Below are 21,750 nucleotides of genomic sequence, written 5' to 3'. Positions count from 1 at the left end.
CGTTGGATTCTGCGCGCCGGTCACCGGAGGCGTCAAGGCTGCCCGTACATGCGGTCCAGCCAGCGGTGCACGAACGCCCGCAGCGCGAACCGGGAGTCCTCGGTGACCTCGTCGTGCAGCGCCGTCACCGTGTGGGCGTGCACGGCCCAGATGAGGCTGCGCACCGCGAGGTGCGGCTGCGGCTCGTGCAGCACCCCGGCCCGGTGCGCGGCGGCCAGGACCGCCTGCACCTGCTCATACAGCGGCGCCGAATACCGCTCGTCGACGCCCGCGTGCCGGTCTGGGTCCAGCCACCGGCGCAGCCACAGGCCGGTGGTCTCGGGCCGCTCCTGCAGGAAGTCGACGAACGCGTCGAGGACGCGGTGCAGCCCCTGCATGTCGTAGGCGCCCTTGATGACCGGCTCCAGGGCGCTGCGCTCGGCCTCGAAGACCGCCGCGAAGCACGCCTGGTAGAGCGCGGCCTTGCTACCGGCGTGGTGGTGGACCGTGGCGACGTCGACGCCCGCCGCCTCCGCCACCGACCGGACGCTCACCGCGTCGAACCCGTGGCGCGCGAACAGCTTGGTCGCCGCCCGCACGATCACCTCACGGGTGCCTGCCATGTCTGCCGCGCGGGGCCGTCCGGGGCGCCGGCGCGTGCTGTTCAGATCGTCCATCGTCCCCTATTATCCATCGCACGTTGGATTACGGGAGCGTGGTTCATGTCGAACGTCCGGCTGCCGCTGCGCGGTCTCATCCCGTTCGCGACCGGCTCCGTCGGCATGGGCGTGTGGGTCACCGTGCCCGGCCTGCTCCTGCTGTACTTCCTCACCGAAGTCCTCGCCGTCGCGCCGCTGCTCGCGGGGTTCGTCCTGCTCGCACCCAAGATCCTCGACGTCGTCCTGCACCCGTGGGTCGGCCGGCTCTCCGACGCCGACCTGGCCCGCCGCGGCCACCGGCGCCGGCTCATGCTGGCCGGCAGCGCGCTCGCCGTCGCGTTCGCCGCGCTCTTCGCGGTCCCCGGCCTGCGCGGCGCTCCGGCGGGGCTGTGGGTCGCGGTCGCGTTCATCGCCGGCAACCTCCTCTTCGCCGCGTACCAGGTCCCCTACCTTGCCACTCCCGCGGATCTGAGCATCGACTACCACGAGCGCACCCGCCTGATGGGCTTCCGCATGGTGGTCCTCACCGTCGGCATCCTGCTCAGCGGCGTGGCCGCCCCCTTGCTCGCCGCCCAGCTCGGGTACGCCTGGATGGGCCTGCTGCTCGGTGTCGCCATGTTCGCCGCGATGCTGGTCGGCATCCTCGGCGTCCGACGACTTTCGGCAGCGGCTCCGGTACAGCCTGCCGCGGGCACACGGCACGGACTGCTGGCCTCGCTGCGGGACCGGCAGTTCCGCACCCTGGTCGCGTCCTACCTGGCGATGTCGACCACGACGCACCTGGTCCTCGCCGCCGTGCCCTACTTCGCGGAGTACGAGCTGGGCCGCCCCAAGCTCACCACCGTCCTCGTCGCCGCGTTCGTCGCCCCGGCGATCCTCGCCACGCCGGTCTGGGTGGCCGTCGCCCGCCGGATCGGCAAGCAGCGCGGCCTGCTCGTCGCCCAGGCCGCGTTCGTCGCCGGCTCCCTCGTGCTCGCCCTCGGCGGCGCCGCGGGCCTGCCCCTGATCGTCGCGGCGGTCGCGGTCCTGGGCGTCGCGTTCGCCGCCATGCAGCTGCTGCCCTTCTCGATGCTCCCCGACGTCATCGCCGCCTCCGGCCCCGACGGCACCACCCGCGCGGGCGGCTACACCGGTGTCTGGACCGCGGCGGAGGCGACCGGCGGCGCGCTGGGGCCTTATGTGTACGCGGCCTGCCTCGCCCTCGGCGGCTTCGCGGCCAGCGCCGCCGGCGAGCACGTCACCCAGACGCCGGCGGCCCTCGCCGCGGTCCGCTACGGTTTCGCCCTCGTCCCGGCCGCCCTCATGACCGTGGCCGTCCTGCTCCAGCGCCACTACCGCCTCGACGCGGACCGCTGACACCCCACGCGTCCCTGGTGTGCAACCCTTTGCGGGCCGATCGCGTCAAGAACAGTGCGTCGGTGTGACGTGATCATGCACCGGAGGTGACCGCTGTGACCGGACCGTCCCGCAGACGCCTGCTCGGCGCCGGGCTCGCCGCGACCGGCACGGCCCTCGTCGCGGGCGGCTCGGCGGGTCCGCCGCTCACTCCGGCTCCGCACCACGGCCCCCAGTCCGTCCCCGGGGCTGCCGCCGCCTCCACGCGACCCTCGCCCCCGGCACCGTCGCCCTCATCGCCGCCGATGCCGCCGCTGGACCGGCCGGTGTTCACGCTGGAGGAGTACCGCAAGCTGGTGCCCGGCCCGCCCTTCCCGGCGAACGCGGTGGCCCTGACCATCGACGACGGCCCGCACCCCAGGTGGACGCCGAAGGTGCTCCGGCTGCTGGACCGCTACCACGTGCCGGCCCTCTTCTGCCTCATCGGCAACCAGGTCCTCGGCCACGAGAACGTCGCCAAGGACCTCGTCGCCGCGGGCCACCACGTCGCCAACCACACGTGGAGCCACCCGGCGAAGCTCGCCCAGTTCGACCCGGGCCGCGTACAACAGGAAATCGACCGGGCGCAGGACAAGATCTACTCGACCACCGGCAAGCTGCCGACCATCTTCCGATCCCCCGGCGGTGCCGTCTCCCCCGCCGTCCTCGCCGCCGCGGCGCAGGCCCGGATGCTGCCCATCAACTGGACCAACGACCCCCGCGACTGGACCCAGCCCGGCACCCGTTCCATCACCGACCACCTTCTCGCCGCCCGCCCGGGCCAGATCCTGCTCTGCCACGACGGCGGCGGCGACCGCGCCCAGACCTGCGCCGCGCTGGAGACCGTCATCCCCGCGCTGCAGGCCCGCGGCTACCAGTTCGTCATCCTCGACTGAACCCGAGCACCGCCTCGACCACCGTGTCCAGCGGCGCGACGGTGTCGACCGCGAGGTGCGGATCCGTCCACGGCGCGTACGCGAGCGCCTCGACGTGCGCCCAAGTCGGCTCCGGCAGGTGCCGCATCCCCCGCCGCCGGCCTTCCAGACGCCGGCGGTGCTCCCGCCGGTCCGAGCACGTGAGCACCACGAACCGCAGCCCCGACCCGGCCCGCGCCGCCGCACCGCGCCACGTCTGCCGGGCGGGTTCGCTGTCGTTGACGGCGTCGACCACGACGATCCGGCCCAGCGTCAGGTTCTGCTCGGCGAACGCCCTGGTCACCTCGTACGCCGCGACGCCCGTCTCCCACCCCGCGGGCAGTCCGGCGCCGAGCATCGCGTCCTCGGCCTCGTCGATGGACAGCTGCACCGCGCCCAGCCTGGCGGCAACCCCCGTGGCCACGGCACTCTTCCCGGTCCCCGGCAGTCCAGACACGACGATCAGCACACCGCATCGTCGCAGAGCTGACGCCGGACCGCTCGCTCGATGCACCCTGTGTCGCGCGTCACATGATGGTGATGTCGAGCTTGGCCTGCGCGCCCCGACCTCCAGGTGACAGCGTCAGTACACAAGGAGGAGCGAGCCATGCGGAAGATCATCTACTGGGTGCACACGTCGGTCGACGGCTTCATCGACGGGCCGAACGGGGAGTTCGACTGGCCGACCATGGGTCCGGGGCTGTCGGCGTACTCCGAAAGCCTCGACCAGCGGGTCGACACGCTGCTCTTCGGGCGGCCCGTGTGGGAGATGATGGTCGGCTTCTGGCCCGACGCGGAGTCGATGACGGACGACCCGCACGTCACCGCCTTCGCCCCGTTCTGGCGCGCGACCCCGAAGATCGTCTTCTCCCGGACGTTCGAAGGCGACGCGTGGACCAGCCGCGTCATCAGCGACAGACTGCGCGACGAGGTGCTCGCGCTCAAGGCGGAGCCCGGCGCCGACCTCCTGCTGACCGGCGGCGCGTCGCTCGCCGCCGCCCTGACGGACCACGGCCTCATCGACGAGTACCACGTGGCGGTGCACCCGGTCGTCCTCGGCGGCGGCCGCCGCCTGTTCGCCGAGCCGAAGCAGCGCCTCAACCTGCGCACCGTCACCTCCACCCTCGTGGACGGCGCCATCGCCGTGACGCACTACGAGCCGTCCGCCTGAACCACGCCCAAACCCGTGCCGTCGACCATGGGGAAGTCCCGCGGCGAGCGGCTACCGCACCCCTGGAGGTAGCGGGGCCGCAACGCCGGCGGGGCGAGCAGTCCTCCGGCGGCCATCGGAACGCCTGCAGGCCGCGGCCCATCGCCGCCGTCTCGTCGACCACCGCCGCTTCGTCGACCGCCACCGCCTCGTCGGCCGTCGCCGGACCGAGCGGCACCGGACCGGACAGCGCGGGGTCAGATGGCGCCAGCCCAGACGGCTCCGAGCCGGACCAAGCCGGACCGCACCGGACCGGGCCGCACCGCACGCACCACACCGCACGGACCGCGCCGGGCCGGACCGCGCCGGGCCGGACCGCACCGGGCCGGACCGCACCGGGCCGGACCGCACCGGACCGCACAGACCGCACCGCACCGGGCCGGACCGGACCGCACGCACCGCACAGACCGCACCGGACCGCACCGGTGCCGGCGCTGCGACGACAACGGCCTGGCCGGGTCCACAAAGCGGCGGCGCAGCTCGTCCGAGAAACCTGGAGTCCGGCGGCGTCATCGTCGTCGCTGCGCGCGCCCGATCACCTCGCAGCCGGCCGAGGGCTCCGCGCTCACCCCGCCGAACGCGCCGCCGCCGCGGCGGGACCCCGGGGTCCGCGTCGACGGCGACCAGGCCCCCGGAGCGCAGAGCCTCGGTCGCACTCCGCACGAGGACGGCGGCACGGCGTCGAGCGAGGGGCAGCCACGCCCGGATTAGTCAGGTCAGACATCGAGGAGCTCCACGGTCACCGCGGCCGTGTCGCCGACGTCGAGGGACTCGGCCTTGCGGACCGGGCCCTTGACCGGCAGAACGTAGGGGCCGCCGCCGCTGCCCGGGAAGATCGACGTCTTCCAGGTCGTGCCGCCGATGCTCACCCGCACCCGCAGCGACCCGAAGCCCCGCTTCACCGAGCCGGTCAGGTCACGGATGTCCTCCGACTCGTCGACCGGCAGCGTCACGAACACCCACGTGTCCATGCGCCGGGCGTCCCATGCCCACAGCTGCGCCTCGAACTCCACCTTCACGCCCTCACCCTCGCACAGGGGTACGACAAAAAACTCCCCACCGCTCGCCCGAGGATCGACCGAGTTATTCCTTGACAAGAATATTCTCCGTGGAGCATACTTTGCGGCATGGAAGCACTCCTTGCCGCGCTCGCGGACCCGGCGCGCTGGCGGCTGATCAGCCTGCTGGCCGAGCGCCCCCGGTCCGTCGGGGTCCTCGCCCAGCTCACCGGGGCGCGGCAGCCGCAGACCACGAAGCACCTGCAGACACTCGAGCGAGCGGGCGTCGTGACCTCGCTGCGGTCCGGGCAGCGCCGCATGTACGCGTTGCTGAGCACCCCGCTGCGCGACCTGGCGGTGGTGCTGGACGGCCTCGCCGATGCCGCGGACCTCGTCAGCGGCGTCGACTCACTGTTCGAGCGTCACGTGCGCAGCGTGCTCGCCGAGCGGTCCGCCGCCGGCGCGTCCGGGTGGGCGGACGGGCGCGAGTTCCGGTTCGCCCGGGCCCTGCGCGGCGGCCCCGACCTCGTCTGGAGCCACCTGACCGACCCGGAGCTGCTCAGCGACTGGCTGGCACCCGACGGCCTGCGGGTCTCCGGCCTCGTCATCGAGACGCGGCCGGGCGGGCGGCTCGTCCTGGAGTACCGCGACGCCGAGGACGCCGACGGCACCGACACGGTCGTGGGCCGCGCGGAGGGTGTCGTGGAGGACGTGCGTCCCGGCGAGCGCCTCTCCTACCGGCTGTCGCCGTTGCTGCCCGACGGCGGGGTCGCGTTCACCTCGCACGTCGACATGGACTTACGACCGTCCGAGACCGGCACCGACCTCGACGTGCACTACCGCATCACCGGCAGCACCGTCGACTCCGCCGACTTCATCGCCGGCATCGAGCTCGGCTATGGCCAGAGCCTCGACAAACTCACCACCGCCATCGACACAAGGAGCACCGAATGACCCGCCGGATCGTCACCAACATGAGCCTGTCCCTCGACGGCCGCTACGCCGCGCCCGACAACCCCGTCGACATGCGCTGGGTCATGCCGTATGCGATCACCGACGTCGCCCGCGACCACCTGACGAAGCTGTGGGAGCCGGCGACGACGGCGCTCCTCGGCCGGGTCAACGCTGAAGGCTTCCTCGGCTTCTGGCCCACGGTCATCGACATGGAGGGCGCCGACCCGCGCGACGAGGGCTTCGCGAAGTGGCTCGTCGACGCCGACAAGGTCGTGCTGTCCTCGACGCTGCGCGAGGCACCATGGGAGCGCACCACGGTCGTCGACAAGCCCACCGCCGAGGTGGCCGCGGACCTGAAGGCCACCGACGGCGGCGACATCCTCGTGCTGTCCAGCGCCAGCGTCATCAAGGCCCTCCTCGCCGCCGACCTGGTCGACCGCCTGGCGCTCACCATCTTCCCGGTCTTCCTCGGCGGCGGCCCGCGCCTGTTCGACGACGGCCTGCCCGCCGGCCAGTGGTCCCTGACCAGCCAGGCGGCGGGCGAACACGGCACCCTCGCCCTCGTCTACGACCGGGCCCGCTGACCGGCGCCCACCCACAAACGAGGTCAGCGTGGTCAGCGTCGGCGGTACGGTCCTGGCCTCATGCGGTCATCGCGGTGCCACTGTGGCTGCGGGCCGTGCCGTTGCCATCCGGACCGCTTCGGGCGACAGTTCCGGGTGCTCCCGGACGAAGGTCTCCACCCGATCGGGCTCATGGCGGGACAGCTCTCGCAGCACCCATCCGGGTCCGGTGTGCGCGAACCGGTCGCTGCTGACGAGGTTCGCCGCGCACGCTTCGATGACCAGGTCGGTGAAGCCGTCGAAGGGCGCCGGTGACGTGGCGGCAAGCTTCACGAACGCGACCACCGCCGCCCGTCGCTGCCACAGGCCCGGTGCGTTCGCCCAGGACGCCACCGCCTCGGCACGCGAGCGCTGTGATTGCTTGTCCGCGGTGAGGAAGGCGTGCAGCGCCTTGGTCGCGTACCAGTCGCAGACGTTCCAGTCGCTGATGTGTCCATGTTCCAGCGGCCAGGCCAGCGCATCGGCGTGGCGGAGTTCCAGACGGCTGGTGAGGTGTTCAGCGATCAGCAGGACAGCGGCCAGCTTGTCTTCGGTCATGGCGTGGGTGAACCAGCGTTGTGCCAGCGTGAGCGACCGCGACAGCGGCTCGTCGCGCAGACCGTGCCCGTGCCATACCTGGTTCACCGCGGCGCGGACGGCGCCCATCGGCGTGCCGCGAAACTGAGCCGTCCCCTTGAGGTAGCGGTCCCAGTGCTGCCTGGTGCCGTCCGACGCGGCGGCCGAGAGGAGTTCTTCCAGCTGGGCGGTCGCCTGATCCGAGGTCGACATCGATCAGGCCTCCAGCAGGGTGGGCAGGGTCTGGGCCAGCCCGGCCCAGACCGTCGGTGGCGCGGCAAAGGCGGGGTCGGAACGGTAGACCTCGGCGACCGCGACCGCGGTGTCGAGTTCCCGGGCGGCCGCCTCGAGGGTGCTGGTGGCGATCGGTAGGGCCACGCCGCGCGAGCCGGTACATCGGCTGCTGGATGGCGCGGCACAGTTCCTCCAGGGACTGGCGGTCGCCGTCTCGTGCCGCGAGCGCCAGAGTGGTGAGTTCGTCCAGATCGGGGCCGGTCGCCGGCACGACGTCGCCACTCATCAGCTGCTGTCCTTCCGTCAAGTGGGCCGCGGGGCGGTGATCGCCGCCGCCCCGCGGCCAGGCGTGGTCGGCGATCAGGCCACAGCCGGCGCGATGGCCACGGCCGGCGCGATGGCCGACTCGCCATGCAACATCTCGACGGAGTCCATGTCGATCAGGCCGAACATCGGTGCGCAATCCGTCGAGGTCTGCGCCGCCACGGCGGCGGTGTGCGCGTGCTCCAGGCTCGCCCAGTACACCACGTCGATCCACTTGTCCTGCTCAGGCGAGTAGGACAGATCCCGCGAGACGAAGCAGGGCTGGCGCCGCGCCCAGTGCGTGACACCGTCGGCCGTCGCCAGGAGATCCTCGCGCGTCACCCCGTCCCTCAGCTTGAACACGACCAGCTCCAGCACCCGAGGCTGCTCAGTAGACACGTATCCGCTCCTGCGTTCGTCGGCGCGGCCACCTGGCGGGCCGCTCTACCAAGATGAGAGACAGCGGGCAGGCCGACTGTGACAGCGTGACCCTCACAAGAATCTGCGGGTGGGGACTACGCGTGGCAGGAGACGCGGGCGATGAAGGCGGCGCGGGCCTCGCCGAAGTGCGTGACCGGGTCGGCCAGCAGGACCGAGAAGGTGAAGTGCCGGTGACGCTGCGTCACGGCGGCCTGGGCGACCTCCTGGATCGCCGGTTGGAGCAGGAACTCGGACTGTTCGGTGAAGTGGGTGCGGGGCAGCGCCGTCGGGTGGATGCGGACGACCTTCGCCCACGCGTCCCAGGCGCCGAATGCCTCTCGGCCCGCGGCGGCGCGCAGCTCGTCGAAGTCGACGAGGCGCTTGGGGGCGGCGGCGACGACACCCACGGGTGCGAGGCGGACGACCGCCGGGTCGCGCCGCCGCCAGCGGCGCAGCGGCAGGGCGTCGCTCGACGGGAGCGTCCACGAGTCCCAGCCGGCGGCCGGGTCGAACGGTTCGTGGGCGTAGTTGTTCAGGTCGTACGGGGCGAGCGCCGCCGACAGTGCGGGCGCGAAGGGGGCGGCAGGAAGACGGTGGTGACGGACCTCACGGCGGCGGATCATACGGATCTACCCCTGACGGGTTTGGGGCTCACCCGTCAGGGGTACATCGATCCCTGCACAAAAGGAGGGAGCACGGATGCTGTCGCACGACGAACGCGATTACGACGACGACCTCTGGATGACTGAGGAAGAGCCTGTCAGCGGTCCGTACCGGGACGGGCGACCCATCCTCTAGACGGCCACTCGCTCTTTCTCGAGTGAGGGTCTGGTGGTCCGGCCGAGGGCGCTGGGCCACCACATGCGTTCGCCGACGTCGAGGTTCAGTGCGGTGACGAGCACGGACCGCACGACGATCGTGTCGAGGAGCACCCCGAACGCCACCGCGAAGCCGATCTCGGCGAAGGCGGTCAGCGGCAGCGTGGCCAGGACGGCGAACGTGCCGGCGAGGACCAGGCCGGCCGAGGTGATGACGCCCCCGGTGGCCGAGAGCCCGATCAGTGCCGCGCGGCGGGTGCCGTGCTTGACGGCCTCCTCGCGGACGCGGGTCATCAGGAAGATGTTGTAGTCGATCCCGAGCGCGACCAGGAACACGAAGACGAACAGCGGAAGCGACGAGTCCGCGCCGCCGAAGCCGAAGACGTGCTTGAAGACCAGCGCGCTGACGCCGAGGGCGGCGCCGAACGACAGCACGACGGTCGCCATGAGGATGACCGGGGCGAGCACCGAGCGCAGCAGCAGGATCAGGATGAGCAGCACCACCGCGAGGACGATCGGGATGATCAGGTTGCGGTCGTGCGTGGCGGCGCGCTGCACGTCGAGGTTGACGGCGGTGGTGCCGCCGACCTTCGCCTCGGCGCCGGGGACGGCGTGCACCGCGGCACGGACCCGGTCCACGGTGTCGTAGGCCGCCTGGCTGTCGGCCTGGTCGACGAGGGTGCCGGTGAGGTAGGCGTAGGAACCGCGGGTGAGCGGCTCGCTGACGGACTCGACGCCGGCCACACCGGCGAACGCGGCCCGCAGCGACGGCGCTGCGGCGGCGGCACCGATGACGACGACGGGGCTGCCCGCGGCGCCGGCGCTGTGCCGGGCCAGGACCTCCTCGCCGACGATCGAGTCCTGCGTGCCGCGGAACGACTCCTTGTTGGTGAGCCCGGTGGCGTCCAGCTGGACGACGCCGATCGTGGCGACGGCCAGTACCAGCGCGGTCACGATCCAGACACCGCGCGGGCGGCGGGCGATGCGGTCGCCGACGCGGGCCCACAGGCCGGTCGCGGTCGGTTCGACGGAGCCGGCCTTCGGGCGCAGCGGCCAGAAGATCCACCGGCCGCAGATCGTGAGGAGCACGGGCAGCAGGGTCAGCATGACGGCGAGGCCGACCGCGATGCCGATCGCGGCGACCGGGCCGAGGCCGCTGGTCGAGTTGGTCTCGGCGAAGAACAGGCACAGCATGCCGAGCACGACCGTGGCGGCGCTGGCGATGATCGCCGGCCCGGAGCGGTGCAGCGCCTCCGCCATCGCCTCGTGGCGGTCCTCGTGGCGGCGCAGCTCTTCGCGGTACCGCGCGATCAGCAGCAACGCGTAGTCGGTGCCGGCGCCGAAGACCAGGACGGTGAGGATGCCGGCACTCTGCGCGTTCACGACCAGGTCGGCGTGCTTGGCGAGCAGGTAGATGACGGCCTGGGCGGCGATGAGCGCCACGCCGGAGGAGATCACCGGCAGGAGCCACAGCAGCGGGCTGCGGTACGTGATGAGCAGGATGACCACGACGACGGCGATCGTGCCGAGCAGTAGGCTGCTGTCGATGCCCTCGAACGCGGCGCTGGAGTCGGCGGCGTTGCCGGCGGGGCCGGTGACGTGCACGGTCAGCCCGTCGGCGCCCTGCTTGGCGGTGTCGCGCAGCTGGTCCACGAGCGTGCCGGCCTTCGACCAGCCGTCGGCCCCGAGGTTGAGCGGCACGACGATCTGGGCCGCCTGCCCGTCCTTGGTCGGGATCGGTCCGGTGACGGTGCCGTCGAGCGAAGGGATGCGGCCGAACGCCGCCGCATCGGCGGCCATCTTGGCCCGGTCACCGTCGGTCAGGCCGGAGTCACGCTCGTACACCACGATCGCCGGGACCGTGTCCGGCGAGGCGAAGCTCGACTGCACGTCGATGACCTGCACGGACTCGGCTCCGCCGGGCAGCCAGGACTTGGCGTCGTTGCGCTCGACATCGGTCAGCTTGCCCGCGAGCGGGCCGGCGAAGGCCGCGACGGCCAGCCAGAAAATCACGAAGACGTACTTGATCCGGCGGCCCGAGACGGCGCCGGCGACAGACTTCCCCATGCGTCGATGCTTGCATAGGTAGCCGTGCTACGCATTGTGACCCAGGACACGCTCCGTAATGCCCCGAGCCTGGGGGTTCTCCAGAGAGCGCTCTCCCGCGTATCGTTCTGTGCGGACCAGCGTGAAAGGAACTCCGTGCCAGCCCCTCTGCCCTACCTCGACCCTTCCCTCGCCGTCGCCGAGCGCGTCGCCGACCTGCTCGCCCGCATGACGCTGCCCGAGAAGGTAGGGCAGATGCTGCAGCTCAACGCGCGCGACGGCGTCCGCCACCTCGTCGAGGACATGCACGCCGGCTCGATCCTGCACGCCTCCCCGGAGCGCGTCCTGGAGGCGACAGCGCTCGTGGAGAAGACCCGCCTGCGCATCCCGCTGCTGGTCGCCGAGGACTGCATCCACGGCCACTCGTTCTGGATCGGCGCCACGATCTTCCCGACCCAGCTCGGCATGGCCGCGTCCTGGGACCCGGAGCTCGTGGAGCGGGTCGCCCGCGTGACCGCCGTGGAGGTCGCCGCCACCGGCATCCACTGGACCTTCTCCCCCGTCCTGTGCATCGCCCGCGACCTGCGGTGGGGCCGGATCAGCGAGACGTTCGGCGAGGACCCGTTCCTCATCGGCGAGTTCGCCTCCGCGATGGTCCGCGGCTACCAGGGCGACGGCCTGGCCGACCCGACCGCGATCCTGGCCACCGCGAAGCACTTCGCCGGCTACTCCGAGACGCAGGGCGGCCGCGACGCCAGCGAGGCCGACCTGTCGCCGCGCAAGCTGCGCTCGTGGTTCCTGCCGCCGTTCGAGCGGGTCGCCCGGGAGGGCTGCCGCACGTTCATGCTCGGCTACCAGTCGATGGACGGCGTGCCGATCACCGTGAACAGCTGGCTGCTCGACGACGTCCTGCGCGGCGAGTGGGGCTACACCGGCACCCTCGTCACCGACTGGGACAACGTCGGCCGGATGGTGTGGGAGCAGCGGATCCACGTCGACTACGCCTCCGCTTCGGCCGCCGCCGTCAAGGCCGGCAACGACATGGTGATGACCACGCCGGGCTTCTTCGAGGGCGCTCAGGACGCGGTCACCAAGGGCATGCTCGACGAGTCGGACATCGACCAGGCCGTACGCCGGATCCTGACGCTGAAGTTCGAGCTCGGCCTGTTCGAGCAGCCGCGCCACCCCGACCCGGACCGGCAGGCGGCCGTGATCGGGTGCGGCCCGCACGCCGCGGTCAACCTGGAGATCGCCCGCCGCAGCCTGGTGCTGCTGCGCAACGACGGCACGCTGCCGATGTCCGGCGCGGGGAAGACCGTCGCCGTGGTCGGACCCAACGCCGACGACCAGCACGCGCAGCTCGGCGACTGGGCCGGCGCGTCCGGGCAGACCGAGTGGCTGCCCGACGGCCACCCGCGCGAGCTGACCCAGACCGTGCTCGACGGCGTGCGCGCCGCCGTGCCCGAGGGCTGGACCGTCACCACCGCCCGCGGCGCCGACATCCTCACCGTCGGCCCCGACCCGGAGGGCGAGTTCTTCCCCGACGGCCAGCCCCGCCCGCACGTCGTGCACCCGTGCGCGCCCGACCCGGCCATGATCGCCGAGGCGGTCGCGCTCGCCGAGACGGCCGACTACGTGGTCGCGGTCGTCGGCGACCACATCGAGCTCGTCGGCGAGGGCAAGTCGACCGCCACCCTGGAGCTCATCGGCGGGCAGGTCGCCCTGCTCGACGCGCTCGCCGCCACCGGCACGCCGCTGATCGTGGTCCTCATGAGCTCGAAGCCGCTCGTGCTGCCGCCGTCGGCGCTCAACGCGGCCGCGATCATCTTCGCGGCCAACCCGGGCATGCGCGGCGGCCAGGCGATCGGGGAGCTGCTGCTCGGCGGCATCGAGCCGACCGGCCGCCTGCCGATCTCCTTCGCCCAGCACTCGGGCCAGCAGCCGACGTACTACAACCAGGTCCGCGGCCAGCACGGCAGCCGCTACGCCGACCTGACGCAGCGCCCGGCGTTCGCGTTCGGGCAGGGCCTGAGCTACACCACCGTCGAGTACACCGACCTGCGCATCGAGCAGACCGAGGTGACCGCCGCCGACACGCTGCGGGCCACCGTGACCCTCCACAACACCGGCACCCGCCCGGCGCTGGAGACGGTGCAGGTCTACGTCAGCGACACCATCACGTCGGCGACCTGGGCGGACAAGGAGCTGAAGGCCTACACCCAGGTGCACGTGGCCCCGGGCGAGCGGCGTGACGTGACCGTCGAGCTGCCGGTCGCCTCCTGCACGTTCGTCAACGCGGCAGGTGTACGGGTGGTCGAACCGGGCGCCTTCGAGCTGCTGGTCGGGACGTCGTCGAGGGACGAGGACCTGCTCCGCGCCGACTTCAACGTCAGCGCATCGGTGCGTGGCTGAGCCACCCGTCCGTCCGGCATGATCCGGAAGGCTTCTTGCCGCTCTGACGACAAGAAGTCTTCCGGCTCACAAGAACAGGGGTCAGAAGCCGGCGACCTGGACGGACTCGACGGCGTCCCAGGCGGCGGCCGCGGCAGTACAGGCGACGACGGCGACAACGGCGAACCTCGGCCATGCCCGGGGGCCCCGGCGGCGGCCGAACATCCACACCGTGACCGCGACGCCGGCGAAGGCCTGCGCGAAGCCTTCGGCCAGGGCCATCCCGCCGAAGTCTCCGGTGACGAAGTGATCGGCGACGATCTGGATGCCGGCGCCCGCGAGAAGGCCGCAGGCCAGCCCGGCGGCGGTCGCGGCCACCGGGGGCCGGTCGGACCGCACCAGGTGGGCGAGCGCGCCGAGCACCGTCCCGCCCACGACGGACAGCAGCAGCCAGTACGCCATCGCCGTCAGCACCGGCAGGAGGCCCTGCGCGCGCCAGCGGTCCGAGGCGAGGTTCAGGGCGTAATAGGCGACCGTCGCCGTGGCCAGGACGACGACCGCCGCGGCGACGGCGGTGCGCATGGACCGGGCCGGGAAGGCCGCGACGAACGCGGCGTACCCCCACGCGAACCCGGTGCTGGCCGCCAGCTGCAGCACCGTCCGCAGGTCGCCGTCGAGCAGGTCCGCGGCGAACGAGGCGAAGCCGAGCACGCCACCCACCGCCAGCGCCCATCCGACGGCCGCGCCCCACCGCTCCCCCATGGAGCCATTATCGGGACAGCGGCAACCTGACGGGTGGCGGCAGCGGCGCCGCGACCGGGTCCGCCTGGAACGACTGGAGCATCAGGGCCGCGAACCGGCGCGACGCCGCGACCCGCAGCTCGGGCGTGGCGGCCCGGATGCCCTCGTTCGCCATCAGGGCGAGGCTGACGTCCTCGAGGACGAAGTCCCGGCGCAGCCGGCCCGCCGCCTTCGCCCGCGCGACGAGGTCCAGCAGCAGCCGCAGGGTGCGGTCGCGGTCGGCGGCGAGGCCGGCCGACGCCGGCAGCGCCGACGTGAACGCCCGGGCGAAGCCGCGGTCGAGCGCGTGCAGCTCCATGAGCCGCTCGATCACGTGGCAGAAGCCGCGCCACGGGTCGGCCGCCGCCAGCCCTTCCGCCACGACCGCGGAGCACGTCGTCATCTGCTCCGCGAACGCCTCGGTCAGCAGCGCCTCCTTCGTCTGGAAGTGCCGGTAGACCGTGGCGGGCCCGACCTCGGCGCGCCGGGCGATCTCGCGGATCGGCACGTCGAGCCCGTCGGCGGCGAACGCGAGGCGGGCGACGGCGAGGATGCGGCCCCGGTTGTCGCGGGCGTCCGACCGCAGCCGGGCTTTCACTTGTACCGTCACCGCTCTCACTTTAACGAAACGGACGGGGTGGTCCGTTACCGTCGGGCGGCATGCGAGCAGTGCAGTTCACCCAGTACGGGCCGCCCCACGTCGTCCACGTCACCGAGGTCGAGGCGCCACACGCCGGGCCCGGCGAGGTCCGGATCGCCGTGCGGGCCTCCGGGATCTCGCCCGGGGAGGTGACCATCCGCTCCGGGCGCTGGCGGGACATGGTGCCGACGACGTTCCCGTGCCGGACCGGCTTCGACGCGGCGGGCGTGGTCGACGAGGTCGGGGCCGGCGTCACCGGCGTGCGGGCCGGCGACGAGGTCTTCGGCATGGTGAGCATGACGACCCGCGGCGCCAACGCCGACCACGCCGTCCTGACCGCCTGGGCGCCGAAGCCGGCCGCGTGGAGCTGGGCGGAGGCGGGCGGCGCGGCGGGCAGCGTCGAGACGGCGGTGCGGGTCCTGGACCGGCTCGCGGTCGGCGCCGGCCACACGCTCCTCGTGCAGGGCGCGGCGGGCGCGGTGGGCACCGTCGCCGTCCAGCTCGCCGCCGCCCGCGGCGCCACCGTCATCGGCACCGCGAGCGCGCACAACCACGACTTCCTGCGCGCCCTCGGCGCCGAGCCGGTGACGTACGGCCCGGGCCTGCCCGACCGGGTCCGGGCCCTGGCGCCCGGCGGTGTGGACGCGGTGTTCGACTGCGCGGGCGGGGCGCTGCCCGACCTCGTCGCCATCGCCGGGGACCCCGCCCGCGTGGTCACGATCGCCGACTTCACCGCGGCGGCCCACGGCGTCCACCTGTCGCACGGCGCCCCGGCGGACGCCACCCGCAACACCGTCGGCACCGCCGATCCGCTGGCCGTGCACGCGCTGCCGATCGCGGTCCTGGCCGCCGCCGAAGGCCGCCTGCGGGTGCCGGTCGCGGCGGCGTTCCCGCTCGCCGAGGTCGCGGCCGCCCATGAGCTGAGCGAGACCCGGCACGCCCGCGGCAAGATCGTCCTGGTCCACTGAAACCGGCTGGCCGCCCCGCGGGGCGGCTGGTTAGGCTCCGCCGCATGTCTGCACCAGTGCGAGCCGTCGTGCTCATCGAGACCCTGCCGGGCCGGCACGACGAGACCAACCGGGCGTTCCGTGCCGGGCCGGCCGAGGTGCTGCTGGCGTTCCGTGGCTGAGCCGAGCACCCGGCCCGCGGTCGTCGACGACGCGTTCGTCACGGCGGCGCACGGGATCCTCGCCGGGCTCGTCGCCGGCGGAGCGGCGCTCGGGTGGGTCGAGCCGCCGGACGTGGACGAGGTCGCGGAGCTGTTCGGGCGGGTGGCGGCGGCGGTGGCGGACGGGGACGGGGCGCTGCGGGCCGCGTACGACGGCGACCGGCTCGTCGGGCTCGGCTACTGGCTGCGGTACGCCCGGCCGACCCACCGCCCGAACGCCGACCTGCAGAAGATCGCGGTCGCTGCCGACGTCCACGGGCGGGGCATCGGCCGGGCGCTGACCGTGGCGCTGGTCGACGACGCCCGCCGCGCCGGGATCGAGGTCCTGACGCTCGACGCCCGCGGCGACAACCACAACGCGCTGCACCTCTATCAGTCGTTGGATTTCCAGGTGTACGGGCGGCTGCCCCGCTTCGTCGCTGTCGGCGAGCGCCGCTACGACAAGGTGCTGATGATGCTGGACCTACGGCCGGCCGTTTCCTGAGCTCGTCGCTAGAGGTCGAGGACCACGTCGGTCAGCGGGCGGGCGCAGCAGATGAGCACGGTGCCGCCGGCGGGCGGGTCGACGGGCTCCGGATTCGAGGCGAAATCGCCGGACAGCAGGCCGGTCTCGCACGTGTGGCAGACGCCGGTCCGGCAGGACCAGCGGACCGGGACGCGGCAGGTCTCGGCGAGGTCCAGCAGGGTGCCGTCGCTGCCGGTCCAGCCCGCGGTGACGCCGCTGCGCGCGAACGTGACGGTTGAGCCGGGGCCCGGGCGTGACCGGGGCGGTCCGGCCGCGGACGCGCGTACACCTGGCGTCACCGCCGCCAGGGAGGTGAACTGCTCGCGGTGGATGTCGGCGACACCGGCCGCGGACAGGGCGGTCGTGACGTCGTCCATGAACCCGGCCGGCCCGCAGACGTAGGCGACCGCCGACGGCGGCAGGTCCAGCCCGCGCAGGACGGCCGCGTCGAGGCGGCCCTCCCGTGCGCCGCCGAGCAGGTCCTGCGGGCGGGGGCGGCTGTAGCAGATCACCTCGCGCGCCGACGGCAGCTCGCCGAGCAGCGCATGGACCTCGGCGGCGAACGCGTGGGCGGCGCCGTCCCGGCTGCCGTGCAGCCACCAGACGGGGCGCCCGTCGTGGCGGGCGGCGAGGTCGTGGAGCATGGCGAGGAGCGGGGTGGCGCCGATCCCCGCGGAGACGAGCAGCACCGGACGGTCCGACCGGTCGAGGGTGAACGTGCCGCGGGGTGCGGCGGTGTCGACGGTGGCACCGGCCCGCGCGTGGTCGCGGAGGTAGCGGCCGCCGGCGCCGTCGGGCTCGAGTTTCACGCTGACGCGGTACGAGGGTCCGCCCGGCACCCCGGACAGCGAGTAGCTGCGCACCAGGCCGGCCGCCAGGCGCAGGGTGAGGAACTGGCCGGCTGCCGCGGCGGGCAGCGGGCTCCCGTCGGGCGCTTCCAGCCGCAGCGACAGGACGTCGGCGGTCTCGCGCTCGACGCCGGCGATCCGCAGCGGGCGGAACCCGGGCCAGGCCGGCGGGGGCGCGACCGCGGCGAGGCCCGCGTTGCCTTCGTCGCCGGGCTGGTCGAGCAGGGCTTGCAGGGAGGCCTTCCAGCCGGGGCTGAGCGCCTCGATCCGCAGTGCCCGGGCGGCGGTGGCCCGGTCGTGGCCGGGCAGGTAGAGCAGCGCGTCGACCGCCGCGACGGTGACGCGCTCCGGACCGTCGGCGACCTTCACGATGTCGTCGCCGGCGCGGACCTCGCCCTCGGCGATGACCCGCAGGTAGAAGCCGGGGCGGTGATGCGCGACGAGCAGGGCCGGCAGTTGGGGCTCGCCGAGGCGCAGCCCGACCCGGTAGCAGGTGACCCGCGGCTGGGTCACCTCGACGACGGCGCCCCCGACCCGGAACCTGTCCCCCACGCACACCTCGTCGTCCGGCAGACCGTCGACGGTGAAGTTCTCGCCGAAGATGCCGGGCGTCAGGTCGTCGCGCCGGAGGTGTTCGCTCCAGTACCGGTAGGAGGCGAGCTGGTAGACCAGGACGGCCCGCTGCTCGCCGCCGTGGCCCGCGAGGTCGCCCTGGCCGTCGCCGTCGAGGTTGAGCCGGCGCAGCATGACGGGCCCGTCGACCGGCGCCTTCCAGACGCCGGTGTGCACGGTGCGGCCCTGCCACGCGACGTCCTTGGGCAGGCCGACGTTCACGGACACCAGCGTCGCCACGGGACCGACGCTAGCGGTCCCGTGGCCCGGCGACACCTCCCAAGGGGGTGACGCGCGACCTCGACGCTCAACCCGCCGACGTGGGAAGCACCGGCCCTCTGGGCACTGCCGGCCCGACCGGCACCGCGGACCCGGCAGGCACCGTAGGCCCGACGGGCACGGTCGGCACCACGGGCACCGTAGGAATTACCGGCACTGTTGGATTAACGGGGACCGTCGGCACAGCGGGCACGGTCGGCACAGCGGGAACAGTCGGCACAAGCTCGAACGCGCCGCCGCGCCCCACCGCCGTGGCGAACGCCCGGTCCTGCTCGGAGACCGCCGGCGGGGCCGCGAACGCGGAGGAGGTGGCGCCGGCGCCGGCGAGCGCGGTGCCGGCCGCGAGGGACAGGGCGGCGCGAAGACGGAACCGCATGGCGCGACCTCCGGATCTTGAGGGGTTGTCGCTGCCTACGGTTTCCAGCGCTCCCGGGCCGCTAACGCGGGCTTCGGGTGCAAAACGGTCGCCTTCTGTAGCGAGGTCACAAACTTTTGCTGAGAACGTCGAAAGGTATGGACATGTCGATGGGAACTGCCTAATCTTCCGGCGAGGTGGTCCAGTCGTCGGCGTCGATAGGCCCGCCTGCTTCGCGTCCCGACCGCCATCGAGACGCTTCCAACCCCCTCAGGAGGAAGCATGGTGCGCAGGTTCCTCACCGCCGCCACTGTCGCCGCTACCGTTGCCGCCATCGGAGTCTGGGCCGCGCCCGCCAGCGCGCTCCCCGCGCAGGAGCCCGGGGTGACCCTGCGCGTCTACGACGTACAGACCCCGCTCAGCGCCCTCTGCACCCTCAAGACCGGCCAGACCCCCAACGTCGACAAGCTGATGCCGACGATCAACTGGACCACCCCGGCCGACTTCGGATTCGACAACCTCTTCGTCTCGCAGGTCATCGCCAACGTCAACATCGCCACCGCCGGCAGCTACACGTTCCGGCTCAGCAGCGACGACGGCTCCCGCCTGGCGATCGACGGCGCCACCGTCATCAACCACGACGGCCTGCACGGCGCGACGCCGCCGAAGGAGGGCACCGTCACCCTCACCACCGGCTACCACGCGCTGCGCATCGACCACTTCGAGCGCGACGGCGGGCAGCAGATCACCCTCGAGTGGAAGACGCCCGGCTCGTCGGCGTTCGTGCTCGTGCCCAACTCGGTGCTCAGCACCGACGCCGGCGTCGTGCGGGTGACCGCGCCCGGCCGCAAGGAGTGCGAGGGCGCCGGCGACTCCCCCGGCGACGGCCTGCCGCTGACCTCGGTGCACCCCGGGTTCACGCTGACGAACCTGCGCCCGAGCGGCTTCGAGCCGAAGGTCACCGGCATGGACTGGCTGCCCGACGGGCGCCTCGTCATCTGCACCTGGGGCGGCAACGACCAGTCCGGCACGTCGCAGGCCGGCGAGGTCTGGATCCTCGGCAACACCGGCGGCGCGACCAGCCCGGGCAACGTCACCAGGAAGAAGTTCGCCGGCAACCTGAAGGAGCCGATGGGGCTCAAGATCGTCGACGGCATCGTGTACGTCAGCGAGAAGGGCAAGCTCACCGCGCTCGTCGACACCACGGGTGACGAGGTCGCCGACCAGTACAACACCGTCGCCACCTGGCCGTTCAGCGGCGCGTTCCACGAGTTCGCGTTCGGCCTGCTGTACCGCGACGGCTACTTCTACCTGAGCCTGTCGGTGCCGATCGACTACGGCGGCGCGAGCACCGTCCCGCAGCCCGTGGCCAACCGTGGCACATCCATCAAGGTGAACAAGGCGACCGGCGCCGTGGAGTACGTCGCCGGCGGCCTCCGCACGCCGCACGGCATCGGCTGGGGCCCGGAGAACGGCCTGTTCGTCACCGACAACCAGGGCGGCTGGCTGCCCTCGTCGAAGCTGGTGCAGATCAAGCCCGGCCGCTTCTTCAACCACTACAACACCCCCGCCGGCCCGTTCGACTACAACGCCGTCACGCCGCCGGTGCTGTACATGCCGCAGAACGAGATCGCGAACTCGCCGAGCACTCCGATCGTCATGCCCACCGGCGTGTACGCGGGCCAGCTGCTCATCGGTGACGTCACGTACGGCGGCCTGCAGCGCGCGTATCTGGAGAAGGTCAACGGCGAGTACCAGGGCGCGCTGTTCCGGATGACGCAGGGCCTGGAGGCCGGCATCTCCGAGGTGAACATCGGCCCCGACGGCGCGATCTACCTCGGCGGGCTCGGCGCCGGCGGCAACTGGGGCCAGTCCGGCAAGCTGCTCTTCGGCCTGCAGAAGCTGACCCCGAACGGCACCGCCGTGTTCGACATGCTCGCGATGCGGGCCACCGCCGCCGGGTTCGAGATCGAGTACACCCAGCCGCTGTCCGCGGCGACCGCGACGGATCTCGTCTCGAAGTACAAGTTCAAGCAGTGGCGGTACGAGCCGACCTCCGCCTACGGCGGCCCGAAGGTCGACGAGGAGAACCTGACCGTCACCGCCGCGACCCTGTCCGCGGACGGCAAGAAGGTCTCGCTGACCGTGTCGGGGCGCAAGCCGGGCCGGGTCGTGCACATGCGGTCGCCGCGGCCGTTCAGCTCGAGCAGCGGGCTGTCGCTGTGGAACACCGAGGCGTGGTACACGCTGAACTCCATCCCGGGCGGCGCCACCGTCGCCAACCTGGCGCTGAACGCGGCCGCGACCGCGGACAGCTCCTGCATCGCGGCGGAGAGCCCGGCGAAGGCCGTCAACGGCACCGTCTCCGGCGGCACCGCCGACAAGTGGTGCTCCAACAGCGCGAACAAGTGGCTGCAGGTCGACCTCGGCGCCGCCAAGACGGTCGGCCAGATCGTCGTCCGGCACGCCGGCGCGGGCCGGGAGAACGTCGCGAACAGCAGCAACTTCAACCTGCTGACCAGCACCGACGGCACCACGTGGACGACCCGCGCGACCGTCACCGGCAACACGGCGAACATCACGACGCACAACTTCGCCGCGGCCTCCGCCCGGTACGTGCGGTTCACCACCACGGACGCCTACGCCCGCGTGTACGAGCTGGAGGTGTACTCGCAGACCGGCACCTCGGCCGGCCCGATCACGGGTATCGCCGGCAAGTGCCTGGACATCGACAACGCCGGCACCGCCGACGGCACGAAGATCCAGCTGTGGACGTGCAACGGGACCAACGCGCAGCGCTGGAGCCGGGTCGGCAACACGTACCAGGCGCTCGGCAAGTGCCTCGACGTCGACAACGCCGGCACCGCCAACGGCACCAAGGTCCAGCTGTGGACCTGCAACGGCACCGGCTCCCAGGTCTGGATGCCGCAGGCGAACGGCTCGATCCTGAACCCGCAGTCCGGCAAGGTCCTCGACGCCCTCGGCGGCGCCTCCGCCGACGGCACGCAGATCCACATCTGGGAATACGCGAACGTGGCCAGCCAGCGATGGGTGGTCCCGGCCTGATCGCGCAGGGGGCCGCGGT

At 72.6% G+C, this 21,750-nt stretch carries 21 protein-coding genes; 9 read left to right on the top strand and 12 right to left on the bottom strand.

Features of this window, described 5'->3' with window-relative positions; all coding sequences use genetic code 11:
* Window positions 1-32 precede the first annotated feature (32 nt).
* A complete protein-coding gene (locus AB0J72_RS12975) occupies window positions 33-602 on the bottom strand; it encodes a TetR/AcrR family transcriptional regulator (RefSeq protein WP_363398157.1) in 570 nt (189 codons plus the stop codon).
* 99 nt (window positions 603-701) lie between these two features.
* Here AB0J72_RS12975 and AB0J72_RS12970 point away from each other — a divergent pair, with 99 nt between their 5' ends.
* Window positions 702-1,994, top strand: coding sequence for an MFS transporter (locus tag AB0J72_RS12970; protein ID WP_363398155.1), 1,293 nt, complete (start codon window positions 702-704; stop codon window positions 1,992-1,994).
* Window positions 1,995-2,089: 95 nt separating this feature from the next.
* Window positions 2,090-2,908: a polysaccharide deacetylase family protein gene (locus AB0J72_RS12965; RefSeq protein ID WP_363398153.1), complete on the top strand. Its 819-nt coding sequence runs from the start codon at window positions 2,090-2,092 to the stop codon at window positions 2,906-2,908.
* Here the strand turns inward: AB0J72_RS12965 and AB0J72_RS12960 are convergent.
* Window positions 2,895-3,383, bottom strand: a complete 489-nt coding sequence (locus AB0J72_RS12960) for an AAA family ATPase (protein ID WP_363398151.1) — start codon at window positions 3,381-3,383, stop codon at window positions 2,895-2,897. The two genes, AB0J72_RS12965 and AB0J72_RS12960, sit on opposite strands and share 14 nt — an antisense overlap.
* A gap of 150 nt (window positions 3,384-3,533) precedes the next feature.
* Between AB0J72_RS12960 and AB0J72_RS12955 the strand changes: the two genes are divergently transcribed.
* The gene (locus AB0J72_RS12955) at window positions 3,534-4,097 is read left to right on the top strand and encodes a dihydrofolate reductase family protein (RefSeq protein WP_363398149.1); all 564 of its coding nucleotides are present in this window, start codon (window positions 3,534-3,536) and stop codon (window positions 4,095-4,097) included.
* 755 nt (window positions 4,098-4,852) lie between these two features.
* Here AB0J72_RS12955 and AB0J72_RS12950 read toward each other — a convergent pair.
* Window positions 4,853-5,155 carry a DUF1905 domain-containing protein gene (locus AB0J72_RS12950; RefSeq protein ID WP_354891773.1) on the bottom strand — a complete coding sequence of 101 codons (303 nt, stop codon included), beginning with the start codon at window positions 5,153-5,155 and terminating at the stop codon, window positions 4,853-4,855.
* 108 nt (window positions 5,156-5,263) lie between these two features.
* On the opposite strand from AB0J72_RS12950, the gene AB0J72_RS12945 reads away from it, so the two are divergent.
* Both AB0J72_RS12945 and AB0J72_RS12940 read left to right on the top strand, forming a co-directional pair.
* Window positions 5,264-6,088, top strand: coding sequence for a metalloregulator ArsR/SmtB family transcription factor (locus AB0J72_RS12945; protein WP_363398147.1), 825 nt, complete (start codon window positions 5,264-5,266; stop codon window positions 6,086-6,088).
* Window positions 6,085-6,672, top strand: a complete 588-nt coding sequence (locus tag AB0J72_RS12940; protein ID WP_363398145.1) for a dihydrofolate reductase family protein — start codon at window positions 6,085-6,087, stop codon at window positions 6,670-6,672. Before AB0J72_RS12945 ends, AB0J72_RS12940 begins: the two co-directional genes overlap by 4 nt.
* Before the next feature lie 66 nt (window positions 6,673-6,738).
* On the opposite strand, the gene AB0J72_RS12935 is transcribed toward AB0J72_RS12940, so the two are convergent.
* The 5 genes from AB0J72_RS12935 to AB0J72_RS12915 form a co-directional block, all read right to left on the bottom strand.
* The gene (locus AB0J72_RS12935) at window positions 6,739-7,479 is read right to left on the bottom strand and encodes a DNA alkylation repair protein (RefSeq protein ID WP_363398143.1); all 741 of its coding nucleotides are present in this window, start codon (window positions 7,477-7,479) and stop codon (window positions 6,739-6,741) included.
* 3 nt (window positions 7,480-7,482) lie between these two features.
* Complete coding sequence (locus AB0J72_RS12930; RefSeq protein WP_363398141.1) at window positions 7,483-7,644, bottom strand: hypothetical protein; 162 nt, start codon at window positions 7,642-7,644, stop codon at window positions 7,483-7,485.
* Window positions 7,645-7,860: 216 nt separating this feature from the next.
* Window positions 7,861-8,181, bottom strand: coding sequence for a hypothetical protein (locus AB0J72_RS12925; protein ID WP_363398139.1), 321 nt, complete (start codon window positions 8,179-8,181; stop codon window positions 7,861-7,863).
* Between the two features lie 137 nt (window positions 8,182-8,318).
* Window positions 8,319-8,846 (bottom strand): hypothetical protein, encoded by a 528-nt coding sequence (locus tag AB0J72_RS12920; protein ID WP_363398137.1) that lies wholly within the window; start codon window positions 8,844-8,846, stop codon window positions 8,319-8,321.
* Window positions 8,847-9,017: 171 nt separating this feature from the next.
* Window positions 9,018-11,108, bottom strand: coding sequence for an MMPL family transporter (locus AB0J72_RS12915; protein WP_363398135.1), 2,091 nt, complete (start codon window positions 11,106-11,108; stop codon window positions 9,018-9,020).
* A 135-nt stretch (window positions 11,109-11,243) separates the two neighbouring features.
* Here AB0J72_RS12915 and AB0J72_RS12910 point away from each other — a divergent pair, with 135 nt between their 5' ends.
* Entirely contained in the window at window positions 11,244-13,499 is a 2,256-nt protein-coding gene (locus tag AB0J72_RS12910; protein ID WP_363398133.1) for a glycoside hydrolase family 3 N-terminal domain-containing protein, read from the top strand.
* An 81-nt stretch (window positions 13,500-13,580) separates the two neighbouring features.
* On the opposite strand, the gene AB0J72_RS12905 is transcribed toward AB0J72_RS12910, so the two are convergent.
* Window positions 13,581-14,240, bottom strand: coding sequence for a DUF6518 family protein (locus AB0J72_RS12905; protein WP_363398131.1), 660 nt, complete (start codon window positions 14,238-14,240; stop codon window positions 13,581-13,583).
* 7 nt (window positions 14,241-14,247) lie between these two features.
* The gene (locus tag AB0J72_RS12900) at window positions 14,248-14,868 is read right to left on the bottom strand and encodes a helix-turn-helix domain-containing protein (protein ID WP_363398129.1); all 621 of its coding nucleotides are present in this window, start codon (window positions 14,866-14,868) and stop codon (window positions 14,248-14,250) included.
* 50 nt (window positions 14,869-14,918) lie between these two features.
* On the opposite strand from AB0J72_RS12900, the gene AB0J72_RS12895 reads away from it, so the two are divergent.
* Window positions 14,919-15,866 carry an NADP-dependent oxidoreductase gene (locus AB0J72_RS12895; RefSeq protein WP_363398127.1) on the top strand — a complete coding sequence of 316 codons (948 nt, stop codon included), beginning with the start codon at window positions 14,919-14,921 and terminating at the stop codon, window positions 15,864-15,866.
* Between the two features lie 153 nt (window positions 15,867-16,019).
* Window positions 16,020-16,550 carry an N-acetyltransferase gene (locus AB0J72_RS12890; RefSeq protein WP_363398125.1) on the top strand — a complete coding sequence of 177 codons (531 nt, stop codon included), beginning with the start codon at window positions 16,020-16,022 and terminating at the stop codon, window positions 16,548-16,550.
* Window positions 16,551-16,558: 8 nt separating this feature from the next.
* Here AB0J72_RS12890 and AB0J72_RS12885 read toward each other — a convergent pair whose 3' ends face one another.
* Together AB0J72_RS12885 and AB0J72_RS12880 are read right to left on the bottom strand one after the other, a co-directional pair.
* Window positions 16,559-18,271, bottom strand: coding sequence for an MOSC and FAD-binding oxidoreductase domain-containing protein (locus tag AB0J72_RS12885; RefSeq protein WP_363398123.1), 1,713 nt, complete (start codon window positions 18,269-18,271; stop codon window positions 16,559-16,561).
* Between the two features lie 67 nt (window positions 18,272-18,338).
* The gene (locus AB0J72_RS12880) at window positions 18,339-18,686 is read right to left on the bottom strand and encodes a hypothetical protein (protein WP_363398121.1); all 348 of its coding nucleotides are present in this window, start codon (window positions 18,684-18,686) and stop codon (window positions 18,339-18,341) included.
* Window positions 18,687-18,947: 261 nt separating this feature from the next.
* Between AB0J72_RS12880 and AB0J72_RS12875 the strand changes: the two genes are divergently transcribed.
* Window positions 18,948-21,731, top strand: coding sequence for a ricin-type beta-trefoil lectin domain protein (locus AB0J72_RS12875; RefSeq protein WP_363398119.1), 2,784 nt, complete (start codon window positions 18,948-18,950; stop codon window positions 21,729-21,731).
* The last annotated feature ends 19 nt before the right edge of the window (window positions 21,732-21,750 follow it).

It is taken from the genome of Dactylosporangium sp. NPDC049742, from assembly GCF_040674675.1.
Lineage (GTDB): Bacteria > Actinomycetota > Actinomycetes > Mycobacteriales > Micromonosporaceae > Dactylosporangium > Dactylosporangium maewongense.
This window is presented reverse-complemented; position numbering and strand designations above follow the sequence as displayed.

Coding starts and splice junctions, on each gene's coding strand:
- AB0J72_RS12880 (WP_363398121.1), bottom strand. CDS start 18,686: ATGCGGTTCCGTCTTCGCGCCGCCCTGTCCCTCGCGGCCGGCACCGCG.
- AB0J72_RS12945 (WP_363398147.1), top strand. CDS start 5,264: ATGGAAGCACTCCTTGCCGCGCTCGCGGACCCGGCGCGCTGGCGGCTG.
- AB0J72_RS12875 (WP_363398119.1), top strand. CDS start 18,948: ATGGTGCGCAGGTTCCTCACCGCCGCCACTGTCGCCGCTACCGTTGCC.
- AB0J72_RS12920 (WP_363398137.1), bottom strand. CDS start 8,846: ATGATCCGCCGCCGTGAGGTCCGTCACCACCGTCTTCCTGCCGCCCCC.
- AB0J72_RS12955 (WP_363398149.1), top strand. CDS start 3,534: ATGCGGAAGATCATCTACTGGGTGCACACGTCGGTCGACGGCTTCATC.
- AB0J72_RS12975 (WP_363398157.1), bottom strand. CDS start 602: ATGGCAGGCACCCGTGAGGTGATCGTGCGGGCGGCGACCAAGCTGTTC.
- AB0J72_RS12935 (WP_363398143.1), bottom strand. CDS start 7,479: ATGTCGACCTCGGATCAGGCGACCGCCCAGCTGGAAGAACTCCTCTCG.
- AB0J72_RS12905 (WP_363398131.1), bottom strand. CDS start 14,240: ATGGGGGAGCGGTGGGGCGCGGCCGTCGGATGGGCGCTGGCGGTGGGT.
- AB0J72_RS12970 (WP_363398155.1), top strand. CDS start 702: ATGTCGAACGTCCGGCTGCCGCTGCGCGGTCTCATCCCGTTCGCGACC.
- AB0J72_RS12940 (WP_363398145.1), top strand. CDS start 6,085: ATGACCCGCCGGATCGTCACCAACATGAGCCTGTCCCTCGACGGCCGC.
- AB0J72_RS12915 (WP_363398135.1), bottom strand. CDS start 11,108: ATGGGGAAGTCTGTCGCCGGCGCCGTCTCGGGCCGCCGGATCAAGTAC.
- AB0J72_RS12895 (WP_363398127.1), top strand. CDS start 14,919: ATGCGAGCAGTGCAGTTCACCCAGTACGGGCCGCCCCACGTCGTCCAC.